The 9,053-nt window shown below is 32.0% G+C and carries 14 protein-coding genes; 7 read left to right on the top strand and 7 right to left on the bottom strand.

All coding sequences use genetic code 11. The features are described from left to right. On the top strand, window positions 1-380 hold a 380-nt coding region (locus tag ERX35_RS11555), incomplete at its 5' end, for a hypothetical protein (protein WP_211360030.1). A gap of 446 nt (window positions 381-826) precedes the next feature. Then, the gene (locus ERX35_RS11620; RefSeq protein ID WP_246143168.1) at window positions 827-1,183 is read left to right on the top strand and encodes a hypothetical protein; all 357 of its coding nucleotides are present in this window, start codon (window positions 827-829) and stop codon (window positions 1,181-1,183) included. Window positions 1,184-1,186: 3 nt separating this feature from the next. Here ERX35_RS11620 and ERX35_RS10990 read toward each other — a convergent pair whose 3' ends face one another. Both ERX35_RS10990 and ERX35_RS10985 read right to left on the bottom strand, forming a co-directional pair. Then, window positions 1,187-2,014, bottom strand: a complete 828-nt coding sequence (locus tag ERX35_RS10990) for a helix-turn-helix transcriptional regulator (protein WP_170234620.1) — start codon at window positions 2,012-2,014, stop codon at window positions 1,187-1,189. Window positions 2,015-2,644: 630 nt separating this feature from the next. Continuing rightward, window positions 2,645-2,974 carry an SdpI family protein gene (locus tag ERX35_RS10985; protein ID WP_149459930.1) on the bottom strand — a complete coding sequence of 110 codons (330 nt, stop codon included), beginning with the start codon at window positions 2,972-2,974 and terminating at the stop codon, window positions 2,645-2,647. A 125-nt stretch (window positions 2,975-3,099) separates the two neighbouring features. On the opposite strand from ERX35_RS10985, the gene ERX35_RS11720 reads away from it, so the two are divergent. Next, a complete protein-coding gene (locus ERX35_RS11720) occupies window positions 3,100-3,477 on the top strand; it encodes a thiol-disulfide oxidoreductase DCC family protein (RefSeq protein WP_149459929.1) in 378 nt (125 codons plus the stop codon). A gap of 52 nt (window positions 3,478-3,529) precedes the next feature. Here the strand turns inward: ERX35_RS11720 and ERX35_RS10975 are convergent, their stop codons facing one another. From ERX35_RS10975 to ERX35_RS10960, 4 genes are all read right to left on the bottom strand, one after another. Next, a complete protein-coding gene (locus tag ERX35_RS10975) occupies window positions 3,530-4,096 on the bottom strand; it encodes a tyrosine-type recombinase/integrase (RefSeq protein WP_149459928.1) in 567 nt (188 codons plus the stop codon). Window positions 4,097-4,265: 169 nt separating this feature from the next. Beyond that, window positions 4,266-4,601, bottom strand: a complete 336-nt coding sequence (locus ERX35_RS10970) for an ArsR/SmtB family transcription factor (RefSeq protein WP_133418528.1) — start codon at window positions 4,599-4,601, stop codon at window positions 4,266-4,268. Between the two features lie 19 nt (window positions 4,602-4,620). Beyond that, window positions 4,621-5,238 (bottom strand): CadD family cadmium resistance transporter, encoded by a 618-nt coding sequence (locus ERX35_RS10965; RefSeq protein ID WP_149459927.1) that lies wholly within the window; start codon window positions 5,236-5,238, stop codon window positions 4,621-4,623. 104 nt (window positions 5,239-5,342) lie between these two features. Next, on the bottom strand, window positions 5,343-5,915 hold the full coding sequence (locus ERX35_RS10960; RefSeq protein ID WP_133418526.1) for a hypothetical protein: 573 nt from the start codon (window positions 5,913-5,915) through the stop codon (window positions 5,343-5,345). Between the two features lie 392 nt (window positions 5,916-6,307). Here ERX35_RS10960 and ERX35_RS10955 point away from each other — a divergent pair, with 392 nt between their 5' ends. Beyond that, window positions 6,308-6,514 (top strand): hypothetical protein, encoded by a 207-nt coding sequence (locus tag ERX35_RS10955; protein WP_149459926.1) that lies wholly within the window; start codon window positions 6,308-6,310, stop codon window positions 6,512-6,514. A 120-nt stretch (window positions 6,515-6,634) separates the two neighbouring features. Here ERX35_RS10955 and ERX35_RS10950 read toward each other — a convergent pair whose 3' ends face one another. Beyond that, entirely contained in the window at window positions 6,635-6,727 is a 93-nt protein-coding gene (locus tag ERX35_RS10950) for a type I toxin-antitoxin system Fst family toxin (protein ID WP_133418524.1), read from the bottom strand. Window positions 6,728-6,889: 162 nt separating this feature from the next. On the opposite strand from ERX35_RS10950, the gene ERX35_RS10945 reads away from it, so the two are divergent. The 3 genes from ERX35_RS10945 to ERX35_RS10935 all read left to right on the top strand — a co-directional run. Next, complete coding sequence (locus ERX35_RS10945; protein WP_149459925.1) at window positions 6,890-7,261, top strand: hypothetical protein; 372 nt, start codon at window positions 6,890-6,892, stop codon at window positions 7,259-7,261. A 519-nt stretch (window positions 7,262-7,780) separates the two neighbouring features. Further along, window positions 7,781-8,224, top strand: a complete 444-nt coding sequence (locus tag ERX35_RS11505) for a plasmid mobilization protein (protein WP_246143167.1) — start codon at window positions 7,781-7,783, stop codon at window positions 8,222-8,224. Beyond that, window positions 8,206-9,053 (top strand): relaxase/mobilization nuclease domain-containing protein (locus ERX35_RS10935; protein ID WP_149459924.1); only part of this gene is annotated, 848 nt, incomplete at its 3' end. The genes ERX35_RS11505 and ERX35_RS10935, both read left to right, overlap by 19 nt.

The raw sequence follows: 9,053 nt of genomic DNA, 5'->3' as shown, positions 1-9,053 counted from the left end.
AGGATGGTAAGCAACGTGTGACACGTGAAAAAAATTTAGGAGTTGATTATGGTGCCGAGGGAATCAAATACGGATTGGAGCAAGAACGAAAATCTTACGAACAATTTAAACAACAACAATCAGGATTTACACCTAGTCCAGCAGGTAGAACATCTGACATTGAAATACCAGAAAGCAGAGATAGCATTCAACAGTATGCGGGAGAAATACTTGACGCTCGTATCAGAGATGCAGGCAATGAAAGAACACAACGAGAACCTAGAACAAGAGATGAACACAGCCATCAACGAAAACAAAGTACTCAAGACAGAACTTCAAAAGACCATTCAGTTAAGTCAAAACAAAATAGACAACATGACCGAGATGGACTTGGACGCTAAAAAGCTGAAACAAACAGTTTTAACCGATATAAAGCGTGATTTAAAATCTGAGATGGATAGCTACCAACAAGAACTGAATAAAGGTTATCTAAAGTCAAACATCTTTTTGAATTATGTACCGGTAATCATCAGTCTCATTTTTGTGATATTTATCATCTATTATCTCGTAATAGGAATGCATTAGTATGTTTACATTTTTATATTATGTCATCCCTATATGTATCGTTATTTTATGTTTATTCGTAATCCTCTTCTGGTTTGGAAGTCAGGAAGACCATCTCAGATCATTAAGATTCACACTACCCTTATCACTGATCATTTTTATCATCGGTATCACAATCAGTACATGGACACCCTTATCACCGTTACCGTTTTACCAGCAACATCTCCATGTTAAGAAAGTAAATGAACAATATACAATAACTGAAAACTATTTGGACAGCCTCATGAATAAAGGATTATTAGATTTCAACACAACCGTAAAAAAACATGTGACACATCGCCATTTTTCAGTCGCTCAACAGAAAATCAATCAAATTGATGATCGTGAGAAACGAAAAATACTCATGAATAAACATAGCGAGTATTTAGCCATCTATGAAAAGCGTATTGGTGACAATCTTATTCGGAAGATTCAACTGGAACATCTCAGTGTGTCTGAATACAGTCATCTCACAGCACAGGATTATGACAACGTGCGTTATCAGATTCGACAACAGATTCAAAATTCACAGACAGAAAAAGATTTTCTCGAACGTGTTCAGAAACTACAGAAAGAGCACGATACACTTTATTCACAATGATAACTAGATGACAGCATTATAGACAAAATAATGTTGTCCAATATACTCACGTAGAATGCCGATATAGTATGCTCTGTCATTTTTAATCTTAGATGCCAGTCCATTAAATTCTTTTTTCTTCGCTTTAACAAATGATTGTATCGCATAAATCATGATTTCAATGTGATCTTCAGTGTCGTAAATGTTGTTACCGATGGTTTCTTTCAGCATTGTTTTGTACAGAGACAGAATTTCTTCATCATTAAAGAAAGGCTTTGCGACGTTGTAAATTTCGTCAGGCACTTCCATCGGTTTGACACGGATATCTGAGTTTTTAATGTTGTGATATAAAACTTTAGAATGTGTTTTATTTAAACGTTTCCTGTTACTTAAAAAGATATTTAATAGATTTAAAAAGAATATAGTTTCCTTTTTTGCATGAACATGTTGTAACGCCTGTTGTGACAGCTCTTTTCCGGTCTTAATCACCTGATTAAGCGTGGACATTTTAGCGTGGACATTTTTTTCTCGGATGACTTCATATTGTGTATAGGTATTAATTCTAAAGACTAATGCGCCGTTATTTTTACGTTTTCCACTAACCGTGTGAATCTTAGTGATATACCCTTTTTCATCAAGATTTTTTAGAGTACGATAGACTGTTTTCTTGCTGATATGTAGAAGGTCTGCGATGGTCTGAAGTTTTAAGTGAGAAAAACCAATCACTTTTAAGCTGTGTTGTTTTAAAACGTTTAAAACACGGTATTCAGTCTCTTTAAGGTGACGATTGTATCGTTCAACGGTACGATCCATTGCGATGATTGTTTCAAAGTTGTTGTCAAAGTCGTTCATGATGTAAGCCATGTGATATCATTCCTTTTCAGTTTTTTGATAGGAACGAAAAAAGAGTACACGCCGGTCTTTTCCATGGCATGCACTCTTATGACTTTTGTCGATTTAATATTCTTATAACTTACTCTTGAGATTTGTTTTATTGATAACCTCTGAAAAATCGGGTATGATTAAAATATAAATCTCATAACGAGGAAGTTAGAAGAACATTCTAAAGTGTTTGCCGATGATGAGGATCGGTGAGCGGTTAATAACTGTTGGCGCAGTTATTAATGCTGAATGTTCTTTTTACGTTCAATTAAGTTAATTAAATTGTATAACTATTCCAAAAAAATAGCAAACCAAAATAGAAATTTTCTATTTTGGTTTGCTTGTTTCGATTATGATAGTTTTAGAGTAGATTAATTACTAAGATTAGTTTTTACTACAGATACAATCATTTCTTTATCAAATTCGGATGCTCCTTCTTTGCTAGAGTCACTATTCCACAAATATTTTTGTTTCATAAGGTTTGGTGATAGGTTTTATAGGATTATTTGGAATAATGGCACTTATACTTAAAAAAAGTATAGAAAATCCTAATATAGTAATGATTATTAATTTATAAGAATTATTATTTAATCTGTTCATTTACTTTACCGATTTCAAATACTTTTCAGTAGAAATAATGAGCCAAATACATCCTAAGATAATTAAAATCGTTTGAACAGTCACGCTATATAAATTCATTCCTTTAATTAATTCATAAACAGAAAAAAAAATTCCTAAAATTATTAAAAGTGAGAAAATTTTTTTTGCTAGATTATTTGAATATTTTTGAGCAGCTGCCCAATGTTTAGGGCTTTTCAAAGATTGTCTTGATCGATAGCCAATCATTATATTTCTATCTTCGACAATATTTGAACGAGAAATTAAAATGATGATTAACAAACTTAATAAACTAGTAAAAAATAATATCATATTATTATCAACATCCTCTTTTAAATTTATATGTATATAATATAATTATTTTTAAACTAAAAATAGTATTTTTTTTCATTTTAGTATAATGTTATAATATAAAAATATGGTAAATATGTAAATAGGTGATTGACATTAATATTATTTATTTTGATGATGAATGTTCATTTTGTAATGGTTATATAAAAATTTTAATATCACTTGTTAAAAACGATGTTTTTAGATTTTCTTCAAATAAATCACATAATATTAGACTTTTGAGAGATACTCTTAATGTAGATAGTATTATATTGCATCATGATAATAAGTATTACTTCTACAGTGATGCACTTTTAAAAATTTTTGAAATATTAGGATACAAAGTTTGGTTTTTTTATCTAATACCTAAGTTTATAAGAAACTGTATTTACAAGTTTTTTTCCTTGAATCGAAAAAAATTTCAAAAAAATTATTGCTTCTTGCCTGATGATTCTATTAGACATAAGTTCATAGACATTAATTAATTATCTTTCATTACTTTAATTTTATTTCTTGAATATTAGATTAACCTTTCTTCTATGAGAAGATATTATTCATCGTCTCGCTTATTGAGGCGTTAATAACATCCTGATTAATGCCAATATATCTTAAAGTTACAGACTGAGAAGAATGATTAAATAGCTCCATCAACAGAGCGACATCCTTCGTTTTCCTGTAGTAATGGTAACCAAATGTTTTACGCATTGAGTGTGTGCCAATCTCACTTAAACCGATTGCTTTTGCTGAATGATTGAGTATTCTATAGGCTTGTACACGACTAATGGGTTTACTATTACCTTCAGAATCGAGTTTATTGCTTTTAAACAGATAATCTTCATCCTCCATGAACTGAATATAACGATCAATATCCTCCTTTAGATGATAAAGGGGGATTTGTTTCTGTTTACGGGTCTTCTGTTCTCTTAGTTTAATTGTATAATCTTTAATATCTTTTTTCTTTAATCTCAACATATCACTCACTCTCAGACCACAGTTAATTCCGAGATTAAACAGAAAAACATCTCTTTCAGATCCATAATAAGCGAGTGTTTCTTTCATCTCCTGTATCTTTTTCACATCTCTAATCGGTTCCACACTGTTCATCAAAATCACTCCTATATGATACGTATAATGTATGTATTGATATCATTATGATACATTATTTCAGACATAAAAATAAACCCCTCTTTTTACGGGGTTTATCATGTAACATAATTGGTATTGTGTTACATTTTCAGACAAATAAAAAAAGCAGTCACAGAAATATGACCGCTTAATTATTACTAAAAAATAACTTAATTTCTTCATCTTTGATAAAATAATATACCATTTTCCCATTTTTATAAAAATCAAGAACATCATTTTTATACAATAATCTAAGATGATGAGATGTAGAAGCCACACTCATATCTAGAATGATAGCAATATCACAGACACAAAGTTCTTTTTCACTCAGTAAAGACAATACAATTTTTAATTTTTTTTCATCGCATATTTTTTGAAAAATATTAAGTAATCTTTGCGACTTCTCAATTTTTAAAAAATCTAACGCTTTATCCACTTTATCTTCATGAACACATACTATGTCACAAGTAATAGATTTATTCATTTAATTTCAACACCCTTATCTAAAATAAAAATTCTAAAATTGTTTGAATTGTTTTATTTTCTATGATAATAAACATTCCTAGTCCTATATAAATAACAGCCATTATCCAACGACTATACTTCTCAATAGTACCACCAATTCCAGGTATATTAGCAATTTTTTGAGCTGTAAAAACTAATACAAATATCAACACTAAAAATGTAATAAGTGTAACTATTAGATTTGACATATTAAGTGAAACAAAATATGGAACAAACAATCCAATGTTATCAGCACCACAACTTGCGATAGTCACTAATGCCACAGTTCCTATTAATTTTGATAATCCTTTTTTATCCAATTCTTTTTTTGCTCTTTTTTCACCAGCACAATCGTCATATAATGCTACTTTAACACCGAAATAAATTGGTATTATACCTAGCAATCCTAACATCCATTTCTCTGGAACATAATTTAATACGAAAGCTAAAAATAAACTTACTAATATTAAAATAATAGAACCTAGATATTGTCCAATATAGATGTTTCTATATTCTTTCTTTGTGCTAGCTCTAGCAAAGAAAATTAATAAAATAACTAATAAGTCTACAGCAGTTGCTGTGTATAAAACAGTAGCAGTAATAATAGTTTGAAACATAAAAGCACCTCATTCAAAAATTCATTTGAATGAAGCTTAACATATCCATCAGTAACATTCAAGTATATTTTTGAATGTTATTTTAACTCAATAATTTTTTAATATCACTTAAAGAAACGTGACAACAAGCCACCTTTTTTATTTGTCGTGCTATTACTTTCTTGCTTATCTTCTCTTAAATCTTTATAAAAGCTATCAACTTTATTTGTATCAGCTTGAGAAGTATCTTCTTTAATCTCATTCAATTCTAATTCAAGAGCCTTTATCTTATCATTGGATTGTAATTGTAATGACTGTTGATTGTGTAACAACTGTTGTTGTTGCTTAAGTAATGAGGTCAAGTCTTGCTTATCATCTTGCAATGATTGTATTTGTTTGTTTTTATCATCAATCATTTGTCTAAGAAGTTCTATTTTATTGTTATTGTTTGATACATCTTGAGTATCATTGTCTTGCTTTGAGCTACTATCATTATTTATTAGTTCAGATACATCTACATTCAATGACTTAGCTTTATTATTGAGTATTCTATTTTTAATTGCTTCAACATCATCAGCACTTGAAACATACAAAGTATTGTCTTGCTTAGTCAGTTCTATTTCCAATTTTTTAGCATTATTAAACACAGTTTGTTTACTTACATTCAATTCATTAGCAAGATCAATACACGATTTCATTTTATCAATCCTTTATCAATAGTTTGTTAAACGTTTGCCTAATTATATCTAAACTTATTAATCCTTTGACAATCATTTGTTAAGTATCTCAAAGACAATTATATCAATACATCTACCTTAATCAAATGCAATTATTTATTAAGTTATTCATGACGTGTTAGACAACACTTGATCAAATACTATATTATTTTATCAAGTGTTTGCCAATGATTTGTTAAAGCTTAGCACAGACAACGTACAAGCAACGATAATGTATTTGAATGGTTGTAAAGTCCTAAAGTAGTTTAAAGGCTTGTCAGAACGCTTTATTACTCTTATACGGTCCTATTTATGTGTTTATTCAGTAATATTTCTTAGTTATAATTAAAAAAATAAAAGATTGAGGTGATTATATGTCTGAGGAAAAAGCAGAGGTAAAAAGAAAGTTTGGTTTTTATCATCGCAAAGGTGAAAAGATTAAAATTGTTTTTACTGACGGAAAAGCTATCACTGGAACATATTTATTTGCACCACAGTATGAGATTATTATCGAAACAGAAGATGGACGAGAAATAACGATTTTTAAACATGCTGTAAAGTATGTCTATGTCATTGATTAGTTTTACAAAGAAAATTGAATGAGATATAATAAAGTTAACAAGTAGAAATTCCATGGAAACACCGAACCCCCTAACTGCTGGGAACAGTTAGGGGGTTTTTTTAGGTGCTGGTATGCCGTCTTACGACTTACGCTGATCTAACCAGTGAGAAAACAACATAAGAATGACACCGACAATAATCGGTGCGATTACGTTAACAAGTAAAAAATCCATGGAGATCACCTCCTTCCATAAGATTTCGCCTATGGAAGTAAAGACGGCTTACTCATTATATCGAATTCATATGAATTCTTCTAGGTGGCCTACCTTATTCTTTTTACCACGTAAAGACTAGTGGCATAATAAGGATAACGATAAACATCAGGAGGATATGTCATGACAAATATTGATTACGAAAAAGAACTTCAAGCATTAGAAGAAAAGAGAAAACAGTTATTGAAAGAAAAGCGTGAAAAAGACAGGAAGGAACTTCAGATGTTAAAAGAGGTCTTCGGCAAAGACTTCCCAAGAAAAGAGAACGGCAAGTTCATTTCCCTGGATGAATTTAAGAAGAATTATATGATTTCACATAAAGATCAGTCAGCGATTGATCCGAATGAATTGAATGCAGTTCAAGAAGAACTCAATCAATTAAAGAAGGCTCTGAATGGCATTGCGAACGCAATGGACGATTCAAGAGGCTACTGGCATATTAATGATTTAAAGGGGTTAACGAACTGGTTATCACAGTTTAGAACGAAGGGCTAAACTGCGATAACCAGTCTTACAAAAGATACTGGTGTGCAGTATCTTTTGTATCGAATTGATTGGATTAGGATGACGAAAGTAGTCAGCATATTCCAATCAATTCGTAGAATTTTTCTACAAAAATCCATCCAAACATCATGTGATGTTTGGATGGATTTTTGTATTTTATATCATCTATTTATTTCGAAGAAATAGACGATGATATAAAACGATAGGGTTAAGGGAAAAGCATTTCCCTTACAAGTAGGTGTATGATACTTTGCGAAGCAAATGTATACATTCGCACTGCTTGACCAAAACATTTTTATACAATTTATGGTATAATTGAGATAAGCATAGTGACAGAACAATTGGACATAAATGTTTTGTGTTCTTGTGATGTGATGGCTGTTGTTAATCTCAAATGTGAACGATTAGTGAGTCATTTGGATTTACAATAATCGTGTGAATGGCTGTGACCGAATAGGGAGCAGTCTGAACCGATACATCACATCACTTCGGCACGGAGTGGCGTAAAAAATGACGAATGGACATGAGATATTTTTTACAGAATGGAGGGACGAACAAGTGAGCGAGACAAAGAAAAAATCAAAGATTATTTCTTTTCGAGTGAACGCAGATGAATATGATGTGATCGCTGGAACAGCTTCAAGTGCCAACTTGAACATCACATCATATTTAAAGGCGCGCGCATTAGGAGGTAAGATACATCGTCCACTGATGAAGTCAGAGGATATTCAAAGTATCTTACCCCCTCTTTCAAAGCTTTCAGGAGAGATCAGTCGTGTCGGTAATAATATGAATCAATCGACACGTGCCTTAAAAAGCTTATCAAGAGAATCCTTTTTAGGGCAACATGAAATGAATGAGGTTAAAAAACTGACTGAGGAATTCAATGCGTTAAAACAAGAATTCGAAATGCTACAGAGTGAGGTGCATCAGATATGGCACAAACTAAAGTAGCTTCGTCTAGAAGTGCCACCGCATCCATTAAATATGGGCGTGATGGCAAGGACAAAGACACATCCGAAAAGAAGTGTATTGCGATGTCTGGCATCAACTGTGATCCGAGTAACGCTGAATATGAGTTTGGTGTCGTCAGAAAAGCGTTCAACAAAGCAAAGGATGAAGGCAAAGACATTCAGGCACATCTCATTGAACAGTCCTTTAAAGGCCATGACATTGATTCTTTTGAAGTGAACCAGATGGGATATGAACTGGCCGAACGCCTGAATAAAGAACTCGGTGGTGGCTTTCAGGCTGTCGTCTATACACATGGCAATACGAACAATTATCATAATCATATTGTGTTTAATGCTGTAAATTTAGAAGATGGCCATAAATATCATTGTTATCAGGAAAAGAAGATTGTCGAACGGATTAATGATGCCATTGTAAGGGAACACGGCTACCCTGTCATCGAGAAAAATAAAGAACGTGGCACATCGGTCACGATTAAAGAACAGAAACTCAAGGATAAAGGCGAGTATGTATGGAAAGATGATTTACGCGAGAGAATAGACAAAGCCTTCGGAAAAACAAAGGATAGCCTTCATTTCGATTTAGAGCGCTTTAAAGCGCATTTAACTGATCTAGGTGTCAACATAAGGGAGAGGTTCAATCAGAAGCAACAAATCACTCGTTTTTCGTATGATTTTATCGATCAGGATGGTAAGCAACGTGTGACACGTGAAAAAAATTTAGGAGTTGATTATGGTGCCGAGGGAATCAAATACGGATTGGAGCAAGAACGAAAATCTTACGAACAATTTAAACAACAACAATCAGGATT

The sequence above is a fragment of the Macrococcus equipercicus genome (assembly GCF_004359525.2).
GTDB lineage: Bacteria > Bacillota > Bacilli > Staphylococcales > Staphylococcaceae > Macrococcus > Macrococcus equipercicus.
This window is presented reverse-complemented; position numbering and strand designations above follow the sequence as displayed.

What these genes read in the sequence shown, in the direction of transcription:
- ERX35_RS10965 (WP_149459927.1), bottom strand. Translation starts at nt 5,238, where the DNA reads ATGTTTCAAACTATTATTACTGCTACTGTTTTATACACAGCAACTGCT.
- ERX35_RS10950 (WP_133418524.1), bottom strand. Translation starts at nt 6,727, where the DNA reads ATGGATTTTTTACTTGTTAACGTAATCGCACCGATTATTGTCGGTGTC.
- ERX35_RS10990 (WP_170234620.1), bottom strand. Translation starts at nt 2,014, where the DNA reads ATGAACGACTTTGACAACAACTTTGAAACAATCATCGCAATGGATCGT.
- ERX35_RS10960 (WP_133418526.1), bottom strand. Translation starts at nt 5,915, where the DNA reads ATGAAATCGTGTATTGATCTTGCTAATGAATTGAATGTAAGTAAACAA.
- ERX35_RS10985 (WP_149459930.1), bottom strand. Translation starts at nt 2,974, where the DNA reads ATGATATTATTTTTTACTAGTTTATTAAGTTTGTTAATCATCATTTTA.
- ERX35_RS10945 (WP_149459925.1), top strand. Translation starts at nt 6,890, where the DNA reads ATGACAAATATTGATTACGAAAAAGAACTTCAAGCATTAGAAGAAAAG.
- ERX35_RS11620 (WP_246143168.1), top strand. Translation starts at nt 827, where the DNA reads ATGAATAAAGGATTATTAGATTTCAACACAACCGTAAAAAAACATGTG.
- ERX35_RS10970 (WP_133418528.1), bottom strand. Translation starts at nt 4,601, where the DNA reads ATGAATAAATCTATTACTTGTGACATAGTATGTGTTCATGAAGATAAA.
- ERX35_RS10955 (WP_149459926.1), top strand. Translation starts at nt 6,308, where the DNA reads ATGTCTGAGGAAAAAGCAGAGGTAAAAAGAAAGTTTGGTTTTTATCAT.
- ERX35_RS10975 (WP_149459928.1), bottom strand. Translation starts at nt 4,096, where the DNA reads ATGAACAGTGTGGAACCGATTAGAGATGTGAAAAAGATACAGGAGATG.
- ERX35_RS11505 (WP_246143167.1), top strand. Translation starts at nt 7,781, where the DNA reads ATGACGAATGGACATGAGATATTTTTTACAGAATGGAGGGACGAACAA.